Below are 24269 nucleotides of genomic sequence, written 5' to 3'. Positions count from 1 at the left end.
GTCACACGCCCTCCGTCAGCGTGGCGGGAGAGAAAGCCGAAAATCCGTAGTGACGCAGCCAGCGCAGATCGCTCTCATAAAAAGAACGTAGATCCGGAATACCATTCTTGAGCATGGCCAGACGCTCGACGCCCATACCAAACGCAAAACCCTGCCACTCGGCTGGATCAAGGCCACAGTTGGCCAGCACGCGCGGATGGACCATGCCGGAGCCAAGAACTTCCAACCAGTCAGAACCGCCACCGATTTCACCGGTCGCCTTGGACCAGCCGATATCCACTTCCATGGAAGGCTCAGTGAAGGGGAAGTAAGACGCGCGGAACCGCACCGGCAGATTGGGCTTGTCGAAATAGACGCGCAGGAACTCGATCAGGCAGCCTTTGAGATGCCCAAGCGTGATATTGCGATCGATGACCAGCCCTTCGCACTGATGGAACATTGGCGAATGGGTGGCATCATGATCTGCACGATAGGTGCGGCCAGGAGCGATAATGCGGATGGGCGGCTTCTGGCCCAGCATCGTCCGGATCTGAACGCCGGAGGTCTGCGTTCGCAGAACACGCGGCTCATTGGTTCCTGACTTCGGCGGCAGGTAGAACGTGTCGTGCTCGGTACGGGCTGGATGATGGTCTGGCGTGTTAAGCGCAGAGAAATTGTGCCACTGGCTCTCGACATCCGGTCCTTCAGCAACCGAAAAGCCCATCGCTCCAAAAATGGCCGTCATTTCTTCAATGGTACGGCTGATCGGATGAATAGCGCCCGTCGCAACCGACGGCGCAGGCATCGTCACATCCACCCGTTCGGACTTCAGGCGCGCTTCAAGAGCCTGTTCCTCGATCTCACGACCACGCTCCTCAATCGCTTTGGTCAGGTCGTCCCGCAGGCGGTTCAAAGCCTGTCCGCGCAGCTTGCGCTCTTCGGGATCAAGTTTTCCAAGCTGTTTGAGCAGCCCGGTCAGGGCACCAGACTTCCCCAGTGTTCCAACGCGAATGGCATCCCATTGCGCGCGATCCTGAGCAGCGCCCAGCGCAGCAAGAGTGTCATTCTTCAGCGTGTCGAGATCGTCAGCCATACCGCCCATCGCTTACAGTACAAATACAAAACGGGCCGCCCTGATAACAGGACGGCCCGCCAGTCACCAGCCCCCACACGTGGGGATCAGGTCTGAAAAGCTCAGGCTGCGAGAGCAGCCTGTGCCTTCTTGACGATTTCTGCGAATGCAGCTGCGTCGTCGAAAGCAATGGCAGCAAGAACCTTACGGTCGATCTCGATGCCAGCCTTGTCCAGGCCATTGATGAACTTGCTGTACGTCAGACCGTGCTCACGGACGGCAGCGTTGATACGCTGAATCCACAGGGCGCGGAAATCACGCTTCTTGTTGCGACGGTCGCGATACGCATAGCGCAGCGCCTTCTCGACGCGCTCCAGAGCAATACGGTAGTTCGTGGACGAACGGCCGCGGTAACCCTTGGCGAGGTCGAGAACTTTCTTGTGACGGGCGTGCGTCGTTACGCCCCGCTTAACACGTGCCATGTTACCTTATCTCCTTAGAGCCCGTAGGGCGCCCACTGCTTGATGGTCTTAGCGTCCATATCCGTCATGGTCTGAGGACCACGGTTGGTGCGCTTCATCTTCTGCGGACGGTTGATAAGGCCGTGGCGCTTGTTGCCTGGGCCGCATGTTACCTTGCCGGTCGCGGTGATCTTGAACCGCTTCTTGACCGACGACTTGGTCTTCATCTTGGGCATTTCGGTCTCCCTCGCCGTAAACGATTGGTCCCACAAAAGCAGGACTCTGCACGGCCGGGCATGCCACTTGAGGCCCGGACGCGTACACGGAGCGGCTGCCTTATCCCATCTGAATGATTCTACCAAGGACTTTATTTTCTTTAACGCGCAAGCAAAAGACGAGCCTTTCTTCAAGTCACGTCACTGTGATCTCGCTCACAGTGACGTGAGCAAGATGAACCTTCTGACATCTTGATTCTTAATGCGCTTCTATGTGTTTGTCCGAAGGTCAAGTGCTGCACCAAATAACAGCTCTAGGAACATCATGAGCACATCTTCCCGGCCAGGGCTTTGGGCCCTGATTACGGCCGCGGTCTTCGCGCTTTGCGGCGCGATCCTGACCGTGGGCGGCGCCTGGGCCGCATCCCTCGGCGGCCCACTGTATTACCTCATTCTCGGCCTTGCGCTTCTCGCAACGGCTGTCCTTGCATGGCGCCGTAATCCGGCCGCCCTGTGGCTCTTTGCTGCCGTCGTGTTCGCAACGGTTGTGTGGGAGCTCTCTGTGGTCGGCCTCGACCTGTGGAGCCTCGTCCCCCGCTCCGATATCGTAATCATTCTCGGTATCTGGCTGCTGATCCCGTTCGTGTCCCGCCAGATCGGCGGCACGCGCGCGACGACGCTGCCACTCGCTGGTTCCGTTGGTCTGGCGATTTTGGTGCTCATCGCCGGTCTGTTCACGGACCCGCATGACATCAGCGGCAATCTGCCAACGCAGTTGACCAATGCAGCCCCGGCTGACCCGGACAACGTGCCGGACAGCGAATGGCACGCCTATGGCCGTACGCAGGCTGGCGATCGCTGGTCTCCGCTGAAGCAGATCAATTCGACCAATGTTCAGAACCTCAAGGTGGCATGGCACATCCACACCAAGGATCTGATGGGACCGAGTGATCCGGGCGAAGCCACCAACGAAGTCACCCCGATCGAATTCGACAACACACTTTATCTGTGCTCGCTGCATCAGAAACTGTGGGCCGTCGATGCCGCAACCGGCCACGTCAAGTGGACGTTCGATCCGCATCTTCAGGTCAATCCAGGCTTCCAGCATCTGACCTGCCGTGGTGTGAGCTTCCATCAGACGCCTGCTGATGCAACGGACAGCGATGGCAACCCCGCTCCGACAGATTGCGCCAAGCGTATCATTCTGCCGGTGAACGACGGCCGCCTTGTCGAAGTCGACGCAGAAACCGGGCAGAAGTGTTCCGGCTTTGGCAATGACGGCGAACTGGATCTGCGCGAGCCGAACCAGCCTTACGTCACGCCAGGCATGTATGAGCCGACGTCTCCGCCGGTCATTACCGACAAGCTGATCATTGCCAACAGCGCCATCACCGATAACGGCTCCATCAAGCAGGCATCGGGCGCAACGCAGGCATTTGACGTTTACACCGGCAAGCGCGTCTGGGTCTTCGATGCGTCCAACCCGGACCCGAACCAGATGCCGGATGCAGACCACCCGGTCTTCCATCCGAACTCCCCGAACTCCTGGATCGTGTCGTCCTACGACAAGGCCCTGAACCTCGTTTACATCCCGATGGGTGTTGGCACGCCGGATCAGTGGGGCGGTTACCGCACCAAGGAATCCGAGCGTTATGCTCCAGGCGTTATCGCGCTGAACGCAGACACGGGTAAGCTGGCCTGGTACTACCAGACCGTTCACCATGATCTGTGGGATATGGATGCTCCCTCTCAGCCGAGCCTCGTAGACGTCACCCAGAAGGACGGTTCCATCCTTCCGACGATCTACATCCCGACCAAGACAGGCGATATTTTCGTTCTCGACCGTCGCACAGGCAAGGAAGTCGTCGCTGCTCCTGAAACACCAGTTCCAGGTGGTGCAGCTCCGGGCGACCACACCAGCCCGACGCAGCCGATGTCGCAGCTGACGCTTCGTCCGAAGAACCCGCTCTCCGATGCCGATATCTGGGGTGGCACAATCTTCGACCAGATGTTCTGCAGCATCTACTTCCACTCCCTGCGCTACGAAGGTCCGTTCACGCCGCCGTCCCTCAAGGGCACGCTGGTCTTCCCGGGCGATCTGGGCATGTTCGAATGGGGTGGCCTGTCGGTTGATCCACAGCGTCAGGTGGCCTTCGCCAACCCGATCTCCCTGCCGTTCGTCTCCCGTCTGGTTCCCCGTGGTCCGGGCAACCCGCTCTGGCCGGAACCCAACGCAAAGGGCTCTGGTGGCGAAACCGGCCTTCAGCCGAACTATGGCATCCCGTATGCTGTTGACCTGCATCCGTTCATGGATCCGGTCCTGCTGCCGCTCGGCATCAAGATGCCTTGCCGCACGCCGCCCTGGGGCTATGTGGCCGGTATCGACCTGCGCACCAACAAGGTGGTCTGGCAGCATCGTAACGGTACGCTCCGTGACTCCATGCACGGCAGCTCCCTGCCTATCCCGCTGCCTCCGATCAAGATCGGTGTTCCGAGCCTTGGTGGCCCGCTCTCCACGGCTGGTAACGTCGGCTTCCTGACAGGCACGATGGACTACTACATCCGCGCTTACGATCTGACGACGGGCAAGACCCTGTGGCAGGATCGTCTACCGGCCGGGGCACAGGCCACGCCGATGACCTATGCCGTCAATGGCAAGCAGTTCGTGGTCACCTACGCAGGTGGTCATAACTCCTTCCCGACCGTCATGGGTGACGATCTGATTGCCTACTCGCTGGGCAACTGATCCACTTCTGACGTCCGACTACGGAAAAGGGCACCTTCGGGTGCCCTTTTTTGTTGAGACGGCTTTACAGGATTCATTTGTAACATAAAGTCACGTTGCAATCCCGTTCAAAGCTCTGGAGCCTGCATGATCCGCCGGATATTTCCCCTTCTTTTCGGGAGTCTGATGCTTACTGGCAGCGTCTGCGCCGAAGATGAGCCACCAGCTCTTACGGTCATGTCAGATCCACATCACACAGTGGCAGCGATCTATCCGCCATCCGAGCAGGAAGACCGTCACAGCGGGACAGCAACAATCCACTGCACCATTACACCAACAGGGATTGCAAAGGAGTGTCACGTTCTTTCCGCAACGGCTCCCGATTTCGGACTTGCCGCTGTGCAGGCTGCGCTGGCCTCCGGGTTTCTGCCTCAATATGCGGACACCCAACCCCAGGAAGCGTCCTGGGAGCACACTTACACGTTCACAACCGATCCGACATCAACCCGTCCAATCCTGGACAAAACTCATTCAAGACCCCCGCGCTATCCCGCGTATGCCGATGACCTGCGCATGTCAGGAGAGGTCACAGTCAACTGCGATATCGACCCTGTTGGGGTGGCCCATAATTGCACAGCATCAGGCGACAGCCCCGAACTTCTCAAAACAACAACCCTCGCCTACTTCGCCTTGGCCAGATATTTTCCAGCCATGACTGACGGAAAGCCTGTTTCGAGTCATTACCGAGGCCACGTGAACTGGAATGCCGTCCATCCGGATGATCAGCAGGGTTTCCGCTAAACGCTGGATTACTGATCAGAAACGCAATAATTTACGTCTCTGAAACCCATCCCTCCAGGCTGGGTCACACATATGGATACCCAGCTATGATGATCCGCAAACTCGGCCTTGCAGCCCTCGCCGTCGTCGCTTTTGGTGGCCAGCTTGCACACGCCAAGTCCCAGCCCTGCCGCGATGCCAAAGGCAAATTCACCAAATGCGAGGCTCCAAAGAAGCCAAAACCCTGTCGCGACGCCAAGGGCAAGTTCACCAAGTGTGATGCTCCTGCCCCTCAGGCGGCACAGCCATCCAACTGAGCATAAAAAAGCCCCTGCCAGCAAAGTTGGCAGGGGCTTTTGCTTTTACATAATCCAGTAGAAAATCAGGCCGCAGCGCGTTTGAGAATAGCCTGCGCCATGGCTTCGACCCCGTTTCCACGATTGGTAGACAGTGCCTTGACCAGCCCCATATCGTGCAGAAAAACCGGGCTCGTCTGAAGAATTTCCTCGCGGGGACGCCCCGAATAGACCCGCAGCAGCAACGCTACGAGACCCTGCACAATCGCAGCATCCGAAGCCCCGGCAAAAAAGAGCCGGCCATCGCGGTCTTCCGCTTCAAGCCAGACCTGGCTCTGGCATCCCGGAACACGATGGGCGTCATCCTGCCATTCCGTCGGAAACACGGGCAGCTTACGCCCCATCTCGATGATGTATTGATACCGCTCCATCCAGTCGTCGAACATAGCCAGCTCGGCTTCGATTTCCTCAATGGCAGCGGCAGCAGTTTCCTCTTGCGGCGCAAGAAAGGCATCACTCACAAATCAGTCTCCGTTACAGAATGAAGCGGCTCAAATCACCCTTGCGGGCAAGTGGCGCCACCCTGTCACGAACATCCTCTGCCGTCACCCTCACGGTCTCACCTTTGCGCTCGGAAGCCGCAAAAGACACGTCCTCCAGCAGCTTTTCGAGAACGGTTGCCAGACGTCGCGCGCCAATATTTTCAACACGCTCGTTGATATCGGCAGCCAGTTCCGCCAGCGCGTCTACCGCGTCATCCGCGAACTCAAGCGTGACACCTTCCGTTCCCAACAGGCTGACATACTGCTTGAGGAGCGAGTGTTCCGGCTCCATCAGAATACGTTTCAGATCGTCCCGGCTTAGGCCTGATAACTCCACACGAATGGGGAGACGCCCCTGCAACTCAGGCAGCAGATCCGACGGTTTAGAGACATGGAAGGCCCCGGAAGCGATGAAGAGAATATGATCCGTCTTCACAGAACCATATTTCGTGCTAACCGTCGTCCCCTCGATCAAAGGCAACAGATCGCGTTGCACGCCTTCGCGAGAGACATCCCCGCTCCGCGTTCCATGCTCAGACGTCGCACAGACTTTGTCGATCTCATCCAGAAAGACAATTCCATGGTTCTGGGTATGCTCCACAGCCTCGCGCTTGAGGGCATCATCATCCAGAAGCTTGTCGGCCTCTTCCCGAATAAGCTGTTCCCGCGCCACAGACACCTTCAGCTTTTTGCGTGAAGGCATCCGATTCACAAAGCCTTTCATCATATCATTGAAGCTGATGATCTGTCCTGACTGTAAACCGGGCATATCGCCGCCTTCCTTACCACCTCCGGTCTGTGGATCAGGGGCAATCTCGATCTCGATTTCCTTATCTTCCAGCGTTCCGTCCCGAAGCATCTGGCGAAACTTGACCTTTGTATCGGCCGTAGCCCCTTCCCCGACAAGCGCATCAACCAGACGGTTTTCAGCCGCTGCCCGGGCCTTTTCCTGCACATCCTTGCGGCGGCTTTCGCGCAGCATGGTCAGCGAGACTTCAACAAGATCCCTGATGATGCTGTCCACATCACGGCCCACATAGCCCACTTCCGTGAACTTCGTGGCTTCGACCTTGAGGAACGGTGACTGTGCCAGCTTCGCCAGACGACGGGCAATTTCCGTCTTGCCACACCCTGTCGGGCCGATCATCAGAATGTTCTTGGGAACAACCTCGTCCCGCAGGCCGTCCGGAAGCTGGGACCGGCGCCAGCGGTTACGCATGGCAATTGCGACAGCGCGCTTGGCATCGGACTGCCCGACAATAAAGCGATCAAGTTCGGAGACAATTTCGCGGGGTGCAAAATTTGGTACGGCCATATCAGGAAGCCTCCCCGCCAAGTGTTTCCAGCGTCACGGAATAGTTCGTGTAAACGCAGATATCGCCAGCAATCTTCATGGCCCGGCGCGCAATCTCTTCCGCGCTCAGACCTTCAACCGTCATCAACGCTCGCGCAGCCGACAGGGCATAGTTCCCGCCAGACCCAATGGCGACGATGCCATCTTCCGGTTCCAGCACATCGCCATTTCCTGTCAGCGTGAAGGAGCGCTCCGCATCGGCAACGGCCATCATGGCTTCCAGTCGGCGCAGATAGCGATCCGTGCGCCAGTCCTTTGCCAGTTCGACGCAGGCCCGCTCAAGTTGTCCCGGATAGCGCTCAAGTTTTGCCTCAAGCCTTTCCAGCAATGTGAAGGCATCAGCAGTCGCCCCGGCAAAGCCCGCAAGGATTTTGCCATGCGGACCAATACGCCGAACCTTGCGCGCATTGCCTTTAATGACAGTCGCTCCGAGAGAGACCTGCCCGTCCCCCGCCATGGCAACCTGCCCATCGCGTCGGACACAGAGAATGGTCGTGCCATGCCAGCCGACCGGATCGTGGGGAGTAGTTTGGTAAGACATCACCTGAAAAGATGGGGCTGTCTTTTTCACTGACAAGAGGGTGCTCGATTTCAGATCATGACGCCGGGTTATGCTGAAGAAAGCTGCATCAAGCGCTGGATCGCGGACTGCAACCCTTTATGGGTGAACGGTTTGGCAAGAGGCTCTTCCGAGCCCTGCGTTGGCACCGTGTCCGTATGCCCACTAATGAACAGGACCTTTAGATCCGGAAGCCTTTTTGTGAGGGCCACTGCACAGGCGGGACCGTCATGATCCGGCATCCGCATGTCAATCACCGCGAGATCGAACGGTTCACTTTCGTCCACAACCGTCAGCGCCTCTGCAAGACACGAGACAGCGCTCACGTTATGCCCATCATGACGAAGGAACCCGGCTGTCACCATCCGGACAGGCGCTTCATCATCAATCACAAGCACACGCAAAGACACAGCCGCCTGGTCCTGCTCCTTTTGCTCGGCCATGACTTCTGCTCGAACCACGGGTAAAATCAGTGTCATGCACGTCCCGATCCCGGGCGTGCTGTCTACAACAATCTCGCCATAACTCCGGCTCAGAAAACCATAGACACTGGACAGACCAAGGCCAGTTCCACGTCCCACATCCTTCGTAGTGAAAAACGGATCGAAAATTCGCTTCATCACCTCTGGAGACATGCCCTCGCCTTCATCGATCACATCAATCGCTACGGCCTGCTCAAGACAACATTCCGGTGGCAAAGTGTCGAATTTCTGCCCGACCAGACGGGCCGAAACCCTTACAGTTCCACCCCGGCTCATCGCATCACGCGCATTTACGCACAGATTGAGAAGCGCCATTTCAAGCTGATCCTGATCCGACCAGACCGCAGGAAAATCCGCAGCCAGTTCGCCAAGAGACAGAACACATGCGGCATCTCCCCCACCTGTTCTGCGCTTGAGACTCTGCACCAGCAAAGCCTCAAGCCCCGGCAACAAGTCCTGCAACCATACCGGAGCCAGCCTTGCCTCTCGCGGGCGCCCGAACTGAAGAAGCCGCCGCGTCAGAACCGCGCCCCGCTGCGCAGACTCCATAGCATTTTTGACAAGTGCGCCGGATGTCTCATCCAGATCAACCATATCTTCCAGCAACTCGAGAGATCCAGAAATCGCTGCCAAAAGATTGTTGAAATCATGCGCGATACCCCCCGCCAGCGTTCCAAGGGACTGGAGTTTGTCCGCCTGACGCAAGCGGCTTTCCATCATGACCCGGCGGGTGACATCCCGGTCCATGCTGACCTGCCAGCGCTCGGACACAGGGACATTCTCCGGCCACGCCAGAGCAAGGCGCGTCAGCTCGTGCCAGCGTTGCGTCGTCCCACTCTCTTCGTCAGGAACGCTTTCCGCGATCAACCGCTCTTCCTGACCGCTCTGCCGAACATCTTCCCGCATCTGCCGGACGTCTTCGCGCAGCGTTTCAGGAAAATGAAGGAGTTCATCGCCACCATTCTGAACCGTTTCGTCCAGAATGTTACTCCGGATGCATCGTCCCTGCGCATCCGAAAAAACCAGTCCGATGGGCAACGCGTCCATCAACCCGCGCAACAGCGCCTGTTCCGTCTGCAAGGCACGCTGAGCCACGCAATGCTGCGTAACTTCCCCGACCAGAGACCTCAGCGCATCCGAATCCCATGGTTTGTGCACATAGGCCTGCACCTGCCCCAGATTGAGCGCCGAGACCACGGCATCCAGATCCGCATACCCCGTGAGAAGAATACTGCGCGCATCGGAAAACGCGCGCGCTTTCATCAGAAGCTGATCGCCCGTCAGGCCCGGCATCCGCTGATCGGAAATAATCGTTGTGACATCCGGATGCGTGCGCAGAAGATCAAGCGCCCTGAACGGGTCCGTCGTGGCGAGGATTTCGTACTGGTCTTCCAGCAGATCCTCAAGGGCAACAAGGATTTCCTCCTCATCATCCACCAGAAGAATCCGGGGACGATTTGGCCCCTTGGCACTCCATACACTCATACGGGACGACCAGTTGCAACTGGCCCCTCTTCTGTCATTGTCACGGGCAGGCTGAGACGAAAGCAAGCTCCCACGCCTCGGCCATTCGGCAGATTGGCATCCGTGATTTCGATGGTTCCGTCGTGGGCTTCCATGACGCTATAGGCAATCGCCAGCCCCAATCCCGTTCCGGTGCCAACAGGCTTCGTGGTAAAAAACGGATCGAAGACACGGTTTCTCAATTCAAACGGCAGACCCGGCCCGTCATCGCTGATCGTCATGTCATACCGACCGTTTTCCAACCGTGACGTGATGACAATCCGCCCCTCCACAGGGCCGCCTTCCGGAGACATGTCCGCCAGAGCATCGGCAGCATTGGAGATGATATTCATGACAACCTGATTCAGAAACGCAGGCTGACAGACCAGATGCGCCGGTGCCTGAAGGTCCTTCTCAATAATAATATCTGGTCCCAGCTTATGTCCCAACAGGGCCAAAGCCGTTTCCAGAGCTTCGGGAACATTGACTGTCTGAAATGAACTCTCATCCAGCCTCGAAAAGCGCCTTAGGCTCAAGACAAGGTTCTGGATACGCTGAAGCCCAAGCTTCATGGACTCCAGACGCGAAATTCCCTTCTGCATGAGAGGAGCCCCCTCTTCAGGGCCACCCATCGTCTGAAGGCGTTTCAGGGTCCGCTCAACTGTATCCGCATGAGCGATTGTAAACGCCAGCGGATTGTTGATCTCATGCGCGATCCCCGCCACCAGCTCACCCAGAGACGCCATCTTAGCGGTCTGAACGAGTTTGGACTGCGCCTGAATGAGCTGCTCATTCGTCCGGGCCAGTTCCATGTTGGCCTGCGCTAGGGCCTCGGCCATTTCAGCTTTGGCTCTTGCCGCCTCAAGCGTCAGGGCATTCTGCTGGCGTTCGATTTCCTGCTGGCGGAATTCATCCTGCGCCATACGCCGCTGGGCCAGCGTCCTGATCCGCATCGCCAGTGCTTCGATGGCGATATCGCTAGGCACCAGATCATCAATGCCTGCTTCAAAGAACTCGCCGGAAGACTGCCGTCTGAATCGCGACGCCTCGACAATGCCCAACGTCCGGAACGGAATACCACCCGCCTCAAGAACGGCCTGCCGTCGTGCATCTAGCAGCCAACAGAACTTAAGATCTTCTTCGCCACTTCCCAGCTCCAGGACCAGACAGTCAGGCCCATCCGCGCCCCGCAACCAACCACCTTCAATCAGATCATCAGACCGCTCAATGGACGTAACCGTATGACCATCGCGCCAGAGCAGTTCGCCCAGCGTAGTCTCAGGCGCATCGTCGGAAATCTCCTCGTCTTCTTCCTCATCGCGGGGAGAATTGACGATCACGATTCTGGCCCGTCGCAGGCGGGAGGCTTCGTCTACCTGAAGAAGCTCCGGCCCCTCCCGCAAAAGTGCTCGCATGCGTAGCACCAGGAGATCCGGATGCGCGGATTTGGAAATATAGGCATCGGCCCCGCTCTCCAGTCCTTCACGCTCCACGCCCGGAGACGCGTCTTCCGTTAGCATCAGGATGGGAATGGTCCGGGTCAACGCATCCAGCCGCAGACGCCGCGCAAGCTGGCCGCCCGTCATGCCCGGCAATTCTGAGCAGACGACCACAAGATCGGGCATCAGGTCTTCGACCATGCCCAGCGCGGCCTCGCCACTCCCCAGACAGGTGACGGCAAAACCTTCTTTCAGCAGAACACGCCAGATCCGCTGGGCATGGGTGTCATCCGGCTCCACGAGCAGAACGCGCGCCGTCTCCGTCACTCCAGACGGAGTTTTGAGATCAGAAGACAGCATGACGGTGACGGAATGTTTGCATTGACGGCCTCTTGCAGCTAGTCCGAAGCTGATGTTCGTCCGATTTCCAAGGGGCGAAGACTAACTCCCGTTACCGGACCAGTGGAAGCCGTATCTATGGACATTCAGCCCTCCCGCAACATTACGGATCGCCTACTCAACACCCGTAGCGGGGAAAGTGGTCCTCTTTCAACCGGGACCCTGATCCGGACGGGCATCTGGTCCGTGTGCTATTTCGTCTTCTACTTCGCCCAGCAGGTGGCCGAACTGCTGGCTCCACTTCTGCTGATCCTGGGTCTGGGCTGGTATATCCTGCCCCATATCGTCAGCGCCATCACGACCAGCGCTGCCAGCGCCGACCCGCAGGCGAAGGACATCATGAATCACGTCGCCGGTACACTCCCGACGCATCTTCAGATCGGAAGCCACCTACTGACGCCGGGTTCGCTGATGTTCGACGGCTTCCTGCTCATGGGCCTCGCCGCTATCGGAGCTACGCTTTCTGCACTGGCTGCCCGCAACATGTGAGAAAGCTCAGGGGGAAACAAAATGGCCAACACCTGGCCACAGGTGAACCAATTCCCCCGCTTTCCAGTGCCATGCGGCAACGGCACCACCCCCGACCATGGCAAGGCTGACACCCCATGCGGCCAGCCAGCGCCCTGTGCTACCAATCATTTTTCGAGCCATGGGTTCTGATCCAGTTGGCGCGCCAACAGATGAGCGGGAATGCAGCGCAGCCTGCCGACGCTCGATTTCTCTTGCAGCCAGACTACACACCCCAACTGACTGAGGCTTCAGAGAAACCGCTTCGTTATCCTGTCGCTCATCCGACCCTGCTTCTGGAGCCACTGCTTGCTCCACACCCTGATCGCCCCCTTCAGCCTCCTGCACTTCGGGCTCGGAAGACATTATCTCCCAGCTTTCCCCGCAATTTGCACAGCGCAACCGGCGTGCATGGCCCAAAAGTGCCTCAGGCACTTCAAAAACCGCATGACAGTGGGGACATTCGAGACGCATCACAGTATCCTTCAACAATCAGGCTCTACCGACATCAGCCTGATCTGAACTGGCTTGCCCATATGAAGGGGTTACCGTTAATAAATGGTTAATGTACCCGCAACACCTTTGATTGCCCATTCATGATCCGGCTGCGCGATGTGTCTCTGAAACCTGCTGGCGTTGGGCAACCCGTTCTGCACAGCATGACGCTGAACATTCCGCAGGGTGAATTCCGCTGGCTACTTGGGCCATCGGGCGCAGGCAAATCCAGCCTGCTACGGCTTCTGACCCTTGGTGCACGCCCTGCGTCTGGCCAGATGGATATTCTGGGAACATCCATCACCAACGCCAGCCGGGGGGCTTTAAGAAATCTGAGGCGGCGCATCGGATTTGTACCGCAGGATTATCGTCTGATCGGGGAATGGACCGTTTTTGACAATGTTGCCCTCCCGCTTCGGTTACGAGGCCGGTCAGAGCGCGATATCCCGCAGGAAGTTTTCTCCGTTCTGGAATGGCTGGATGTTGCCGCCCACGCACACTCCCGCCCTACCATTCTCTCAGGCGGAGAACAGCAGCGCGTTGCCATCGCCCGCGCCCTGATCGGACGCCCCGATATTCTTCTCGCAGACGAACCCACCAACGCCCTCGAAGAGTCTCAGGCCAGACGTCTTCTCTCCACCTTTCAGGAACTGATTGATCTCGGAACCACCGTCATCGTTGCCACCCATAATGAAGGACTGGTGCGAGAAGCCCCTGCACCGTCCATCATGCTTCGCGACGGCACGCTTGATCCACAGGCTGTCACGCCATGAGCCGCCGCGTCTCTCCCGGCCTGCGCTCCGGCAGCCTGCCCCTTCTCGTTGCCCTCATGACCCTTCTGGCAGGACTGGCCCTTGCCGGATTGACGGGTATTCAGGCCTTGGCCGAAGGGTGGTCCCGGGCTGCTCATAGTGCAGCAACCATCGAAATCCCGACGGATATCCCGAATGCGTCGGACCGAACGAACGCACTTATCCAAGCTCTGAAAGCACTGAACGGTGTCACGAACATCCAGAAACTCACGACCGACCAGGTACAGGAGCTTCTTTCTCCGTGGCTCGGGCAACCTGTAGGTTCTCACAAAGGCCTGCCGGGCCTTTCTCTTCCTGAAGTCCTGATTGTCGCTCACACTCCTGGAACCGACCTGACCACGACAGTCCACGATACACTTCCGGAAGCCGTGCTTCAGGAAGACCTTCAATGGGGACAGAGACTCGAGCGCCTCGGCACAAGCCTGACCGGTTGCGCATGGCTGGCTGTGACCCTGATTGCAGCCATCGCTGCGCTCTCGATCGGCATGACCGTTCGACGTTCCGTGGCTGCGCAGAAGCGTGCGGTGGAGATTGTGCATGCCCTCGGCGCCGCCGACCTCACTATTTCAAGCCATATCGCCGGCCGTGCCGCACTTCTCAGCTTCCTTGGTGGCATCGCAGGACTGGTCCTGCTCACCCCGCTCACAATCTCGCTTGCAACGACACTTTCACCTTTCGCGCATCAATCCGCACTTCTAACTGCGTTTCCAATGACCCTTGATGGTTGGTGGACCACTCTGCGCATCCTTCCGTCGTCTCTTTTGAAAGAACTGGGAGCACTGCCCTTCATTGCAGCCTGCCTTGGCTGGCTCACGGCACAGGGTGTGGTTCTCGTCTGGCTGAGACGACTGCCTTGAGAGCCGCTGCCTCCTTCCTGCTGCTTACCGTTCTGATATGGACCCTTGGTCTGGCGTGGTTCATCCATGACTCCAGACAGCCTCCCCAGGTCGCAACGGTCTGCGACGGAATCGTCACTCTCACAGGCGGACAGTCACGGATCGACACGTCCATGACCCTTCTCAAGGGCGGGTACGGCCAGCTCCTTCTTATTTCGGGTGTCGGGCCACATGTCACGCTCGACCAATTGGCAAAACTGCAAAGACAGTCCCTGTCAGACGACATGATCGCCCGAATCACGCTGGGTCGCCGCGCCGTCAGCACCATCGGCAATGCGTATGAAATCACCACATGGGCGCGGGAACACAAACTACACAGCCTGCTTGTCGTCACGGCCGGGTACCATATCCGGCGCGCCATCGTGGAACTGCATCGTACAGCACCGGAACTGGATTTGGTGCCATATCCCGTTCTGCCCCCCGCACTGGAAGCCCCTTTAACGCGCCAGACCCTGCATCTTCTTGTTCGCGAATATCTCAAGCTTCTTGGAGCCGAACTCGGCAACCTCACAGGGCTTCCTGATGGAAAAGCGGGTCTGACCACACACTGATTGCCCTTGTCTAACAGGCCATTTTCTGGTGAGCAGACAGCATCATGAGCATATTCCGTGGCCTGCTGTTCAATCTGTATTTCCTGCTCCTTACGCTGATCATGGGGCTTGGCGCCCTGCCGATACGCGCGCTAGGCCGAAAGGATCTGGCCCTGAGCTACGCCAAGCTCTGGTCCCGAGCGGTTCTGTTTGGCTTCTCACACCTCTGCTCTGTTCGCATCGACATCACGGGCCAGGAAAACATTCCCTCAGGCCCCTGCCTGATCGCATCGCAACACCAGTCCTTTTTCGACGGGTTTGTCTGGATGAATCTGGTGCCTTTGCCGACCTACATCATCAAACAGGAACTCACGCGCATTCCTCTCGTCGGCCCCATGCTCATTCTTGCAGGCATGATACCGGTCAAGCGCAGCGACGGCTCCAAAGCCCTTCGGACCATGATGAAAGACAGCGCAGACGCTCATGCAGCGAACCGCCAGATTATCATCTTCCCCGAAGGGACCAGAACCCTCCCCGGAGAACGGCAGTCCATTCAGCCCGGGATCATAGCTCTCGCCCGACAAGCCAGTGTCCCTGTCGTCCCGGTCGCCACCAATTCCGGCCTCTTCTGGGACCGCTCCCCCTGGCACAAAAGACCGGGCATTCTGAAGGTCGCCATTGGCAAACCGCTCCCCACGACGCAAGGGCGCGGCGCCTTCACCGGGGCGCTGGAAAATGCATGGGACGAACTGTGCGCAACTCACGCATTGCCACGAGATCCTGTGGATAACTCTGTGGAATGAGAAACGCTTCGGCTTCCCTTGAGAGATGATGATATTTCATACCTTTACGCGGCAGGAATAAGGAAGAAACTTTCCAGTTTCCAAGGCTTTCCCGAAAATCGCTTTTTTCCGGGATTTTCTTGGAGTTTTACCACAGAATCTCTGCCTTTTTTCTGTCATATTGACGTCCCGCCACTTTTCGCGTGACTGTTTTTTCCCTCAATCCTTTTTTGGGGATAAAATAGACCTGCCAGAAACAGGATTTACATCCGTCTTCATAAAGACAGGCTCAGTGAAGCTTTCTCTCAATACTGCCCGTTACCTCAAACCGGGACTTGTCATTGCCTGTCTCGTGACAGTCCTTCTCTGCGCGGACACCCTTCTGTGGTGGCGTACAACGCGTATGATCGAAAGAGAAATTGCCACCTGTCGCATGGCCCTTCAGACAGCAGGATGGACCACCACGGTCGAACGGACCTCATCTGGTGGATGGCCATTTGGCGCATGGGTTACCCTGTCTTCCCCACGCCTGCGCCACGAGCAGACTGTTGCAGCCCCCTTTGACGCAGGATGGAGCGGAACAACCCTCCGAGCGGGAGGATCATGGCTGGATCTGATGCGTACAGACCTGCCTGTCTTCCTGTCTGGCAGAAATGCAGCACGTTTCCTCTCCCTGACCGCTCAGGCCACAGTCCTGTCGCAGGATCTGCATCTGCGGTTCTCAAAAGATCAAAACACGACGTTCAAGGCGCCTTCGGCAGAGCTTGCCTTGACGACACAAGGACTGGATCAGTCCGCATCCCTGACCGAAGTGAGTGGACGCCTGCTCGCAGTCCCACACGCCGCTTACGGGGCAACACGTCTGGGGTTTGAACTCTCTGCCCGATCCCTCCACTCGCCAGCCCTCCCGTCCCTTCAGCTTTCCGCAAGAGACATCCGCTTCATAGCAGCCCTGACATCCTCAACACGGAAAGACACAGCTTCTTTCTTCTCTCTTGAAGGATATGACCGGCTTCTTCTGCAAACAGCGACATTTTCATTCGGAGACGCCAATCGCCTATCGTTTTCCGGAGCCCTTGATCTGCCAGCCGCCACCGGTCATCTCACACTTACGCTGCTGAACTGGCATGAGGCGGTAGAGCAGCTTTTGAAGACAGTTCCCATCCGAACCGCTCTCCCCCCTGACCTTCAGATCATTCTGGAGCGCACTCTCCACAACCAGTCCCCGGTCATCGTCAGGAATAATCAGTCGGTGAGTCTGGATATACCGGTCGTCAACGGACATTTTCCGATGCCTCTGGAAACCCTTCTACAAAATATCCCCACACAAAAAATTGACGTATCACATTCGCGAGAGTAGACGCGGGGAATGTCTTGATCTTTGTCAAAATCGTGGCGCAGGCAAAAACTTTTGTCGTGCTACGGCTTTCAAGGTTCAGGTCCGGGTCATGTGTGCAGTGCGGTGCGCATGATCTTCGCTCTTTTCCTGACTTCTAAGGCGCGAGCGTAGCTGACGGCTCCTTCCGGGCTGGTTCTGCGATCCGCCGTCCAAGCAGAAGGCACCATCGCAATGTTCGGCCTGTCGGCTTTATTTCTTGCGCGCTTCCAGTTCGCGTTCACAGTCGGGTTTCACATCGTGTTCCCGGCATTCTCGATCGGGCTCGCTGCCTATCTTGCCGTTCTTGAAGGCCTCTGGCTCAAGACCGGACGCAGCGCTTACCTGGACCTCTTCAAATACTGGCTGAAAATCTTCTCCGTCGTCTTCGCGATGGGTGTGGTTTCCGGTCTGGTCATGTCCTACGAGTTTGGCACCAACTGGTCCCAGTTCTCGCAGAAAGCTGGCCCCATCCTTGGCCCGATGCTGGCCTATGAAGTGATGACGGCCTTCTTCCTTGAAGCCGGGTTCCTCGGCGTCATGATGTTTGGCCTGAACCGCGTGGGCAAAGGGCTGCACTTCGGTGCGACCTGCATGGTGTCGATCGGCACGCTGATTTCCATGACGTGGATTCTCGCCTCCAACTCCTGGATGCAAACGCCACAGGGCTACATCATTGATGAAGCCACGGGGCGTTTCCTGCCGGGCAACTGGTGGCAGATCATCTTCAACCCGTCCTTCCCGTTCCGCCTCGTGCATATGGGACTGGCAGCCTTCCTGTCCGTCGCGTTCATCGTGGCTGGCGTCGCTGGCTGGCACCTGCTGAAGGCCCGTCGTGAAGGCCGTCAGGCGTCCGAACAGGTCCGCCTGATGTTCTCCATGGCCATGTGGATGGCGGCTATCGTTGCCCCGGTCCAGTTTCTGGCCGGTGACACGCAGGGTCTGAACACACTGGAATACCAGCCTGCCAAGATCGCCGCGATGGAAGGTGACTGGGAGTCCGAAGGTCGCGCGCCGGAAATCCTGTTCGGTATTCCGGACATGGAAAACGAGACGACGCACTACAAGGTCCAGATCCCGCTCCTCGGCTCCCTGATCCTGACGCACAGCCTTGATGGCAAGGTGCCGGGCCTGAAGGACTATCCGAAGGATCTGCGCCCGTACTCGCCCCTGCTGTTCTTCTCCTTCCGCATCATGATCGCGCTTGGTTCGCTCATGGTTCTGGTTGGCCTGTGGTCCCTGTTCCTGCGCTGGAAGGGCAGCCTGTACGACAACGCTCTGCTGCATCGCGTGGCGCTCTGGATGTCTCCGGCGGGCTTCATCGCTCTGCTCTGCGGCTGGATCACGACGGAAGTGGGTCGTCAGCCCTACACTGTTTACGGTCTACTCAAGACGTCTGACAGTGTGTCAGAAATCGCCCTGCCGAGTATGGCAACGTCCATGATCGCCTTCGTGATCGTGTACTTCATCGTTTTCACAGGCGGTATCACGATCCTGCTGCGCAGCTTTGCCCAGGAGCCTCATTCGGGTGAAGAGGGTCCGTCCGAGCACGAGCCGCACATGTCTGCCGGTACGACGCAGGTGTCTCACCATCCCCACAATGCTGGTCTGGCGGAGTAAGCGATCATGACCGAATCCGCCGCTTTCTGGCTTCCCGTGGTCTGGGCCGTTCTCGCGGCCTCTGCCATTTTCCTCTACGTCATCCTTGACGGCTTTGACCTTGGCATCGGCGTCCTGTTCCTCAAGGAACGCGATCACGATCACCGCAACGTCATGGTCAACACGGTCGCTCCTGTCTGGGACGGCAACGAAACCTGGATGATCTTTGGGGGCGCCGCACTCTACGGCGTCTTCCCGGTCGCTTACGGCACGATCCTTCCCGCGCTGTACCTGCCGATCCTGTTCATGCTGCTGGCTCTCATCCTGCGCGGCGTCTCTTTCGAGTTCCGCTTCAAGATGAAGTCCGCACGGTCCCAGCTTTTCTGGGACGCATCGTTCTGCGGTGGCTCCATTGTCGCAGCGTTCATGCAGGGTGTCATCCTTGGCACGCTCGTTCAGGGCATCCCGGTCCAGAACAACGTCTTCGTTGGCACGTCCCTCGACTGGGTCACGCCGTTTGCCCTGTTCTGTGGTGCTGCCGTGACCATCGGCTATGCGCTTCTGGGCTCCACATGGCTGATCTGGCGTTGTGAAGGTGAACTTCAGGACACAATGCGTCGCGTTTCCTACACGCTCGCAGGCCTCATGTTACTGACAATCGTAGCTGTGTCCGTCTGGACGCCGCAGCTTCACACGACCTACATGCAACACTGGCTCGAATGGCCGCAGCTTGCTCTGGTTCTGCCGGTTCCGGTTGCTGTAGTAGCTGTTGCCGGAGCACTGTTCCTGGGCCTGCGTAACCGCAAGTCGCACCTGCTGCCGTTCATCTCAACGCTCGGTCTGTTCTTCCTGTGCTTCTCCGGACTGGGGATCAATGTCTGGCCGTACATCGTACCGCCGACCATCACCATCTGGCAGGCTTCCTCCCCCCCGAGCAGTCAGGCTTTCGTCCTGTTCGGCGCCATGTTCCTGCTGCCGGTCATCCTCGGATACACGATCTATTCCTATTATGTGTTCCGCGGAAAAGTGACGGCAGAGCATCACTACCACTGATTTTCCGGGAGTTCGGATCATGAGAATCGAGTACGGAAAACCCGATCAGAAAACAGGTCCCGTTGCCTGGATGAAACGGGTCGGGTGGTTCGTTCTTTTCTGGGCCAGCGGCGTTCTCGTCGTTGGCGTGGGAGCCGAGCTCCTCAAGAAAATCATTTTCGGCGGTCATCACTGACCTACCCCGTAATAAAAAACCCCGCCTTACAAAGGCGGGGTTTTTTATTACCGTCAGAAGGTATCTTTCTGACGCCTCAGCTCCGCAAAGCGCGCCACATCTGGCGCTCTCAGAAACGGATTTGTCGCCCTTTCGGTACCAAGAGACACCGGCAATGTCGGGCGTCCTGCTTCCAGAAGCCTTTCCACCTCGGCTGCCCTCGCCTTGAGCGCCACGTTCTCCGGATCAACATGCAGCGCGAAAGCAATGTTGGAGCGCGTGTATTCGTGCCCCGCGCAGACCAGCGTGTCCTCTGGAAGAGCATCATAACGATGCAGACTCCGGAACAGCTCTTCCGCCGTCCCTTCCAGCAGACGCCCACAGCCAGCGCTGAACAGAACATCTCCACAGAAAAGAGCGGGCACTTCCGGAACAACATAGGACAGATGCCCCACAGCGTGGCCTGGCGTTAGCAGAACCTCTACGGCCACGTCGCCAATGAAAAACGTGTCTCCATCTTCAAGACCACGATCCAGTCGAGGCAGCCATTCCGGCTTCTGTGATGGACCGAAGACCTTAGAACCATAGCGTTCTCGTAGTGCATCCACCCCACCTGTATGGTCCGCATGATGATGGGTCAGAAGAATCAGATCCAGCCGCCCCTCACCCAGAACATCCATGACCGGACCGGCCTCTCCCGGATCCACAACAGCACGGGTGCCGTCTCCTGCCGTCAGAAGCCAGACATAATTGTCTGACAGAACCGGGATAGACTGAATATCGAGTGACATGACGGTTCCTTTGGTCTTCGCTTGCTGATTAGATACATACCATGCTGACGCGCCTGACACGTACCCGTTCCGAAGATGCCGCGACCTTCTACGGAAGCCGGACAGGCACGCGCACTGCGGCACTTCTGAACCAGAGGTTGCAAGCGCTGGTGCCGGATCTGCAAACGCGCCGCCTTCTCGGCATCGGTTATCCCGGCCCTTATCTCCCATCTCATGCAGCCTACGCTGTCTCAGCCCGCCTTCAGCATCCGCAAACACAGAATGCTTTCCCGCATATCGCTCAGGATTGCATGGTCGATAGCGGACGGCTGCCTTTCGATGATTTATCGATGGAAGCCATCATGGTTATTCATGGCATGGAGTTTACTCGATCAGCACCGGATTTCCTCCGGTCCATCTGGAAAGTCATGACCGATGATGGCGTCCTGATCCTCGTTGTCCCCAACCGGTCAGGATGCTGGGCCCATACGGATGCAACCCCTTTCGGGCATGGAACGCCCTTCAGCACAGGCCAGATCACGCGACTTCTTGAACAGGGGCTTTTCCGCATCGAGCAGCATACGGGCGCCCTCATGACGCCACCGGCCCTGCTTTCAGGTCTTTCAGGAGCACTTCCCGAACGACTTGGAAAAATAGCCCGGTTTCCCTGCGCCGGCGTCCATATCGTGCTGGCCCGCAAAAACATTTATGCAGGCCTGCCTCTCATGGAGGAAAAAAGCCGCGTAGCCATTCCCAGACAGGTTGCGGAACCTGCCTGAAAAACGCCTTCTTTGTGGCGAATTCTTGACCCAAACTCCCTGTGCCGTAAGAGTGCGTCCCATGTCGTTGATCCAGTCCTTCAAGCTCGTCCTGTCGCCGCCGCATCGCGCCGCGACTCCTTTCCTCGCCGCCGGTGCCCTCGTCGGGCTCATCGGTCGCGCGACGCCATGGCGCTGCACGCGCCTTCTCGGCAAGGCAGGCATCGCGTTCTCCGCGTTCTGCCTGTACTTCTTCCGTGACCCGAAGCGCACACCGCCGCCGGGCGCAAACCTGGTTCTGGCCTCAGCCGATGGCCGCGTGACAGGCGTTTCGCTGGTTTCGCCACCGCCCGCTCTGGAAATGGGCAGCACACCCGTCTGGCGCGTTTCGACGTTCCTGTCCGTGCTGGATGTTCACATCAACCGTATGCCAGCCGCCGGTCAGGTCACGAAAATCGCCTATCATGCAGGCAAGTTTCTGAACGCCAGCCTCGACAAGGCCTCTGAACACAACGAGCGCAACGAAATCCGCCTGACCCTGCCGGATGGTCGCAATATCGGCGTCGTGCAGATTGCGGGTCTGATTGCCCGTCGTATCCTGTGCTTCGTTGAAGAAGGCGACCATCTGGAAGCAGGCGAGCGCTTCGGTCTGATCCGGTTCGGCTCCCGTACTGACGTGTATCTGCCACCAGGTGTTGAACCGATTGTCGTCGAAGGTCAGACCATGATCGGGGGCGAAACCGTCCTGGCGAAGCTCTGAGCCAGAACGCCTCCATGACCACTCCTGAAACGGCGGATATCTCCCGTCCTGCCCGCCGACGTCGCATCCGACGCAGGCTCCGCCGTATGGGACGTACCCCCCGCACACGTGTGCGAGGTCCGTCCTTTAACCGGCTGATTCCCAACATCCTGACCATGCTCGGCCTCTGCGCCGGGCTGAGCGGGATGCGCTTTGCACTGGAACACCAGTTCGAGCACGCGGCTGTCGCGCTGCTCATCGCCGCCTGTATCGACGGCCTTGATGGACGGATCGCGCGCCTCCTACGCGGAACCACACGGTTCGGCGCAGAGTTCGACAGCCTGTCGGATTTCGTATGCTTTGGCGTCGCCCCCTCTTTTGTGCTGCTGATGTGGTGCCTTGAGGATGCCGGGCGTTATGCTTTCGTGCCGTGCATCATGTTCACGGTCTGCATGGCGCTGCGTCTGGCCCGCTTCAATGCCAGCCTTGATGATGACGACAAGCCGGACTACTCCGCGAATTTCTTCACGGGCGTTCCCGCTCCTGCCGGGGCAGGCATCGTCCTGTTCCCGGTCTTTCTTGGGCTGGAAGCAGACCGCATGCACGCTGAAGGGCTGTCGGCTTTTGCGCGTGAACCGATCGTTTCCGCCATCTGCCTTATCCTGACGGCCCTACTTCTTGTGTCCACGCTTCCTGTGTGGTCGTTCAAGAACTTCAAGGTTCCAGCCCGATATGTACTGCCCCTGATGCTGGGAACCGGCCTCTATGCCGCTGTTCTCGTTGCTGATCCTTGGGGGGCACTGGCTGCGGCAGGTCTGTTCTATGTCGCCATTCTGCCGTTTTCCCGCCGTTCCTATCACCGGCTGAGAAAAGCCGCCGAGGATATGTCGGAAACGGTGGACGAAGAGCCCGCCTGAAACATAAAAAGCCGCCGGGACATCCCGGCGGCTTTTTTAATGTCTGACAAACCGGAAAATCCGGCTTCCCAGAAGTTTTTACTCTGTCACATCCCACAGCCATGCAGCGCCGCGCACGCCAGAACTGTCACCATGCAGGTTCTTCACGATCGGCGTCGTGCAAACCGGCGTAATAACGTGCTTGCTCAACAGCGGCGGAACGCGGTCATAAAGCGATGCAAGGTTCGAAATCCCACCACCCAGAACAATAACGTCCGGATCAAGGAAGTTGATCGCCAGCGAACACGCACGGGCGAAACGCTCCATGTAACGGTTCAACGCTGCAATCGCAGCCTGATCCCCGTTCGCAGCAGCTTCTTCAATGCCAGCAGTGTTGCGGTTTCCTTCGCCCTTCCAGTCGGCAGCAAGAGCGGGTCCGGACAGGTAGCGCTCCATGCACCCCTTGTTCCCACAGAAGCACGGGCGTGGTTCACCATCTTCCGGCAGAGGCCAAGGAAGCGGAAGATGCCCCCACTCACCGGCAATGTGATGGCGACCTTCAATCACGCGGCCATTATTCACAATGCCTGCGCCCATGCCGGTCCCGACGATGATACCGAATACTGTCTGAGCACCCTTCGCCGCGCCATCTGCTGCTTCTGAAAGAGCGAAACAGTTCGCATCGTTCTCGGTGCGGACCGGACGGGCCAGAGCGGATTCCAGATCCATGCCGAAAGGCTGATCATTCAGCCACGTCGCATTGGCATTCTTGATCAGGCCCGTTTCCGGAGAAATGGATCCCGGAATACCAATGCCCAGCGTGGACGTGCTCTGACCGGCGGAGACCCGGTGGCTTGGTACGGCCCCCAGACGATGGTCCACACTCGTTACGAGGTCACGGATCGCAAGAATAGCTTCCGGATAGACACCCGGATTAGGAATTCGCTCACGCAGGACAAGATCGCCCTGGCGATTGAGAACTGCAATCTCGATCTTCGTTCCACCAAGATCGATACCAAGGCGATAGTCAGCCATCTCATGCCCTGTACTGTTTTAACGGCCCCCGAAACGGGGAACCAGAAACGGATTAACGCACT

General features: G+C 58.0%; 26 protein-coding genes and 1 pseudogene. 15 read left to right on the top strand and 12 right to left on the bottom strand.

Features of this window, described 5'->3' with window-relative positions:
• Window position 1: 1 nt before the first annotated feature.
• The 3 genes from pheS to rpmI all read right to left on the bottom strand — a co-directional run bounded on the left by pheS (window position 2) and on the right by rpmI (window position 1748).
• The gene (gene pheS / locus HKD32_RS10500; protein ID WP_010501933.1) at window positions 2–1072 is read right to left on the bottom strand and encodes a phenylalanine--tRNA ligase subunit alpha; all 1071 of its coding nucleotides are present in this window, start codon (window positions 1070–1072) and stop codon (window positions 2–4) included.
• A gap of 101 nt (window positions 1073–1173) precedes the next feature.
• Complete coding sequence (gene rplT / locus HKD32_RS10495) at window positions 1174–1533, bottom strand: 50S ribosomal protein L20 (RefSeq protein WP_007282845.1); 360 nt, start codon at window positions 1531–1533, stop codon at window positions 1174–1176.
• A gap of 14 nt (window positions 1534–1547) precedes the next feature.
• Window positions 1548–1748 (bottom strand): 50S ribosomal protein L35, encoded by a 201-nt coding sequence (rpmI, locus tag HKD32_RS10490; protein WP_010501937.1) that lies wholly within the window; start codon window positions 1746–1748, stop codon window positions 1548–1550.
• A gap of 304 nt (window positions 1749–2052) precedes the next feature.
• Here rpmI and HKD32_RS10485 point away from each other — a divergent pair, with 304 nt between their 5' ends.
• From HKD32_RS10485 to HKD32_RS10475, 3 genes are all read left to right on the top strand, one after another.
• Window positions 2053–4473 carry a glucose/quinate/shikimate family membrane-bound PQQ-dependent dehydrogenase gene (locus tag HKD32_RS10485; RefSeq protein WP_061928892.1) on the top strand — a complete coding sequence of 807 codons (2421 nt, stop codon included), beginning with the start codon at window positions 2053–2055 and terminating at the stop codon, window positions 4471–4473.
• 126 nt (window positions 4474–4599) lie between these two features.
• Complete coding sequence (locus HKD32_RS10480; protein ID WP_061928894.1) at window positions 4600–5253, top strand: energy transducer TonB; 654 nt, start codon at window positions 4600–4602, stop codon at window positions 5251–5253.
• Between the two features lie 86 nt (window positions 5254–5339).
• Window positions 5340–5549 (top strand): hypothetical protein, encoded by a 210-nt coding sequence (locus tag HKD32_RS10475; protein WP_010501943.1) that lies wholly within the window; start codon window positions 5340–5342, stop codon window positions 5547–5549.
• Between the two features lie 65 nt (window positions 5550–5614).
• Here HKD32_RS10475 and HKD32_RS10470 read toward each other — a convergent pair whose 3' ends face one another.
• From HKD32_RS10470 to HKD32_RS10450, 5 genes are all read right to left on the bottom strand, one after another.
• The gene (locus HKD32_RS10470; protein WP_061928896.1) at window positions 5615–6049 is read right to left on the bottom strand and encodes a SufE family protein; all 435 of its coding nucleotides are present in this window, start codon (window positions 6047–6049) and stop codon (window positions 5615–5617) included.
• Window positions 6050–6062: 13 nt separating this feature from the next.
• Complete coding sequence (hslU, locus tag HKD32_RS10465; RefSeq protein WP_061928898.1) at window positions 6063–7385, bottom strand: ATP-dependent protease ATPase subunit HslU; 1323 nt, start codon at window positions 7383–7385, stop codon at window positions 6063–6065.
• Window position 7386: 1 nt separating this feature from the next.
• Window positions 7387–7965, bottom strand: coding sequence for an ATP-dependent protease subunit HslV (hslV, locus tag HKD32_RS10460; RefSeq protein ID WP_016738073.1), 579 nt, complete (start codon window positions 7963–7965; stop codon window positions 7387–7389).
• 68 nt (window positions 7966–8033) lie between these two features.
• A complete protein-coding gene (locus HKD32_RS10455; RefSeq protein WP_061928900.1) occupies window positions 8034–9950 on the bottom strand; it encodes an ATP-binding response regulator in 1917 nt (638 codons plus the stop codon).
• Window positions 9947–11767, bottom strand: coding sequence for an ATP-binding protein (locus tag HKD32_RS10450; RefSeq protein ID WP_194257954.1), 1821 nt, complete (start codon window positions 11765–11767; stop codon window positions 9947–9949). Before HKD32_RS10450 ends, HKD32_RS10455 begins: the two co-directional genes overlap by 4 nt.
• Before the next feature lie 117 nt (window positions 11768–11884).
• Between HKD32_RS10450 and HKD32_RS10445 the strand changes: the two genes are divergently transcribed.
• Window positions 11885–12295 (top strand): hypothetical protein, encoded by a 411-nt coding sequence (locus HKD32_RS10445; RefSeq protein ID WP_061932494.1) that lies wholly within the window; start codon window positions 11885–11887, stop codon window positions 12293–12295.
• 6 nt (window positions 12296–12301) lie between these two features.
• Here the strand turns inward: HKD32_RS10445 and HKD32_RS10440 are convergent, their stop codons facing one another.
• Together HKD32_RS10440 and HKD32_RS15440 are read right to left on the bottom strand one after the other, a co-directional pair.
• A complete protein-coding gene (locus tag HKD32_RS10440; protein ID WP_228118971.1) occupies window positions 12302–12679 on the bottom strand; it encodes a hypothetical protein in 378 nt (125 codons plus the stop codon).
• 15 nt (window positions 12680–12694) lie between these two features.
• Window positions 12695–12787: pseudogene (locus HKD32_RS15440) on the bottom strand (zinc-ribbon domain-containing protein); the annotation flags it as partial.
• Window positions 12788–12909: 122 nt separating this feature from the next.
• Here HKD32_RS15440 and HKD32_RS10435 point away from each other — a divergent pair.
• From HKD32_RS10435 to HKD32_RS10400, 8 genes are all read left to right on the top strand, one after another.
• Window positions 12910–13581, top strand: coding sequence for a cell division ATP-binding protein FtsE (locus tag HKD32_RS10435; RefSeq protein ID WP_194257953.1), 672 nt, complete (start codon window positions 12910–12912; stop codon window positions 13579–13581).
• A complete protein-coding gene (locus HKD32_RS10430) occupies window positions 13578–14477 on the top strand; it encodes a cell division protein FtsX (RefSeq protein WP_194257952.1) in 900 nt (299 codons plus the stop codon). The genes HKD32_RS10435 and HKD32_RS10430 overlap by 4 nt, the downstream gene beginning before the upstream one ends.
• Entirely contained in the window at window positions 14474–15067 is a 594-nt protein-coding gene (locus HKD32_RS10425; protein WP_194257951.1) for a YdcF family protein, read from the top strand. Before HKD32_RS10430 ends, HKD32_RS10425 begins: the two co-directional genes overlap by 4 nt.
• 44 nt (window positions 15068–15111) lie before the next feature.
• Complete coding sequence (locus HKD32_RS10420; RefSeq protein ID WP_194257950.1) at window positions 15112–15849, top strand: lysophospholipid acyltransferase family protein; 738 nt, start codon at window positions 15112–15114, stop codon at window positions 15847–15849.
• Window positions 15850–16120: 271 nt separating this feature from the next.
• Entirely contained in the window at window positions 16121–17188 is a 1068-nt protein-coding gene (locus HKD32_RS10415) for a DUF2125 domain-containing protein (protein ID WP_194257949.1), read from the top strand.
• Window positions 17189–17398: 210 nt separating this feature from the next.
• Window positions 17399–18823 (top strand): cytochrome ubiquinol oxidase subunit I, encoded by a 1425-nt coding sequence (locus tag HKD32_RS10410; protein WP_010501967.1) that lies wholly within the window; start codon window positions 17399–17401, stop codon window positions 18821–18823.
• A gap of 6 nt (window positions 18824–18829) precedes the next feature.
• Entirely contained in the window at window positions 18830–19855 is a 1026-nt protein-coding gene (cydB, locus tag HKD32_RS10405; RefSeq protein WP_061932483.1) for a cytochrome d ubiquinol oxidase subunit II, read from the top strand.
• 19 nt (window positions 19856–19874) lie between these two features.
• On the top strand, window positions 19875–20030 hold the full coding sequence (locus HKD32_RS10400; protein ID WP_007282826.1) for a hypothetical protein: 156 nt from the start codon (window positions 19875–19877) through the stop codon (window positions 20028–20030).
• A 53-nt stretch (window positions 20031–20083) separates the two neighbouring features.
• Here HKD32_RS10400 and gloB read toward each other — a convergent pair whose 3' ends face one another.
• Window positions 20084–20800: a hydroxyacylglutathione hydrolase gene (gene gloB / locus HKD32_RS10395; RefSeq protein ID WP_061932481.1), complete on the bottom strand. Its 717-nt coding sequence runs from the start codon at window positions 20798–20800 to the stop codon at window positions 20084–20086.
• 41 nt (window positions 20801–20841) lie between these two features.
• On the opposite strand from gloB, the gene HKD32_RS10390 reads away from it, so the two are divergent.
• From HKD32_RS10390 to HKD32_RS10380, 3 genes are all read left to right on the top strand, one after another.
• Complete coding sequence (locus tag HKD32_RS10390; RefSeq protein WP_228118942.1) at window positions 20842–21558, top strand: methyltransferase; 717 nt, start codon at window positions 20842–20844, stop codon at window positions 21556–21558.
• Between the two features lie 61 nt (window positions 21559–21619).
• Window positions 21620–22297, top strand: a complete 678-nt coding sequence (locus HKD32_RS10385) for a phosphatidylserine decarboxylase (protein WP_010501976.1) — start codon at window positions 21620–21622, stop codon at window positions 22295–22297.
• 14 nt (window positions 22298–22311) lie between these two features.
• Window positions 22312–23193 (top strand): CDP-alcohol phosphatidyltransferase family protein, encoded by an 882-nt coding sequence (locus tag HKD32_RS10380; protein WP_034880465.1) that lies wholly within the window; start codon window positions 22312–22314, stop codon window positions 23191–23193.
• Window positions 23194–23271: 78 nt separating this feature from the next.
• Here HKD32_RS10380 and HKD32_RS10375 read toward each other — a convergent pair whose 3' ends face one another.
• Complete coding sequence (locus HKD32_RS10375) at window positions 23272–24207, bottom strand: ROK family protein (RefSeq protein ID WP_010501980.1); 936 nt, start codon at window positions 24205–24207, stop codon at window positions 23272–23274.
• Between the last annotated feature and the right edge of the window lie 62 nt (window positions 24208–24269).

The organism is Gluconobacter japonicus (genome assembly GCF_015244665.1).
Taxonomy (GTDB): domain Bacteria; phylum Pseudomonadota; class Alphaproteobacteria; order Acetobacterales; family Acetobacteraceae; genus Gluconobacter; species Gluconobacter japonicus.
The sequence above is the reverse complement of the archived record's forward strand: the minus strand, read 5'-3'. Positions and strand labels throughout refer to the sequence as shown.

Excerpts from the sequence above, each read along its gene's own strand:
- pheS (WP_010501933.1), bottom strand. The coding sequence starts at position 1,072 with ATGGCTGACGATCTCGACACGCTGAAGAATGACACTCTTGCTGCGCTG.
- HKD32_RS10380 (WP_034880465.1), top strand. The coding sequence starts at position 22,312 with ATGACCACTCCTGAAACGGCGGATATCTCCCGTCCTGCCCGCCGACGT.
- HKD32_RS10445 (WP_061932494.1), top strand. The coding sequence starts at position 11,885 with ATGGACATTCAGCCCTCCCGCAACATTACGGATCGCCTACTCAACACC.
- gloB (WP_061932481.1), bottom strand. The coding sequence starts at position 20,800 with ATGTCACTCGATATTCAGTCTATCCCGGTTCTGTCAGACAATTATGTC.
- HKD32_RS10420 (WP_194257950.1), top strand. The coding sequence starts at position 15,112 with ATGAGCATATTCCGTGGCCTGCTGTTCAATCTGTATTTCCTGCTCCTT.
- HKD32_RS10440 (WP_228118971.1), bottom strand. The coding sequence starts at position 12,679 with ATGTCTTCCGAGCCCGAAGTGCAGGAGGCTGAAGGGGGCGATCAGGGT.
- HKD32_RS10375 (WP_010501980.1), bottom strand. The coding sequence starts at position 24,207 with ATGGCTGACTATCGCCTTGGTATCGATCTTGGTGGAACGAAGATCGAG.
- HKD32_RS10410 (WP_010501967.1), top strand. The coding sequence starts at position 17,399 with ATGTTCGGCCTGTCGGCTTTATTTCTTGCGCGCTTCCAGTTCGCGTTC.
- HKD32_RS10435 (WP_194257953.1), top strand. The coding sequence starts at position 12,910 with ATGATCCGGCTGCGCGATGTGTCTCTGAAACCTGCTGGCGTTGGGCAA.
- rpmI (WP_010501937.1), bottom strand. The coding sequence starts at position 1,748 with ATGCCCAAGATGAAGACCAAGTCGTCGGTCAAGAAGCGGTTCAAGATC.
- HKD32_RS10485 (WP_061928892.1), top strand. The coding sequence starts at position 2,053 with ATGAGCACATCTTCCCGGCCAGGGCTTTGGGCCCTGATTACGGCCGCG.
- hslU (WP_061928898.1), bottom strand. The coding sequence starts at position 7,385 with ATGGCCGTACCAAATTTTGCACCCCGCGAAATTGTCTCCGAACTTGAT.
- HKD32_RS10480 (WP_061928894.1), top strand. The coding sequence starts at position 4,600 with ATGATCCGCCGGATATTTCCCCTTCTTTTCGGGAGTCTGATGCTTACT.
- HKD32_RS10400 (WP_007282826.1), top strand. The coding sequence starts at position 19,875 with ATGAGAATCGAGTACGGAAAACCCGATCAGAAAACAGGTCCCGTTGCC.
- HKD32_RS10385 (WP_010501976.1), top strand. The coding sequence starts at position 21,620 with ATGTCGTTGATCCAGTCCTTCAAGCTCGTCCTGTCGCCGCCGCATCGC.
- hslV (WP_016738073.1), bottom strand. The coding sequence starts at position 7,965 with ATGTCTTACCAAACTACTCCCCACGATCCGGTCGGCTGGCATGGCACG.
- HKD32_RS10450 (WP_194257954.1), bottom strand. The coding sequence starts at position 11,767 with ATGCTGTCTTCTGATCTCAAAACTCCGTCTGGAGTGACGGAGACGGCG.
- HKD32_RS10390 (WP_228118942.1), top strand. The coding sequence starts at position 20,842 with ATGCTGACGCGCCTGACACGTACCCGTTCCGAAGATGCCGCGACCTTC.
- HKD32_RS10455 (WP_061928900.1), bottom strand. The coding sequence starts at position 9,950 with ATGAGTGTATGGAGTGCCAAGGGGCCAAATCGTCCCCGGATTCTTCTG.
- cydB (WP_061932483.1), top strand. The coding sequence starts at position 18,830 with ATGACCGAATCCGCCGCTTTCTGGCTTCCCGTGGTCTGGGCCGTTCTC.
- HKD32_RS10430 (WP_194257952.1), top strand. The coding sequence starts at position 13,578 with ATGAGCCGCCGCGTCTCTCCCGGCCTGCGCTCCGGCAGCCTGCCCCTT.
- HKD32_RS10475 (WP_010501943.1), top strand. The coding sequence starts at position 5,340 with ATGATGATCCGCAAACTCGGCCTTGCAGCCCTCGCCGTCGTCGCTTTT.
- rplT (WP_007282845.1), bottom strand. The coding sequence starts at position 1,533 with ATGGCACGTGTTAAGCGGGGCGTAACGACGCACGCCCGTCACAAGAAA.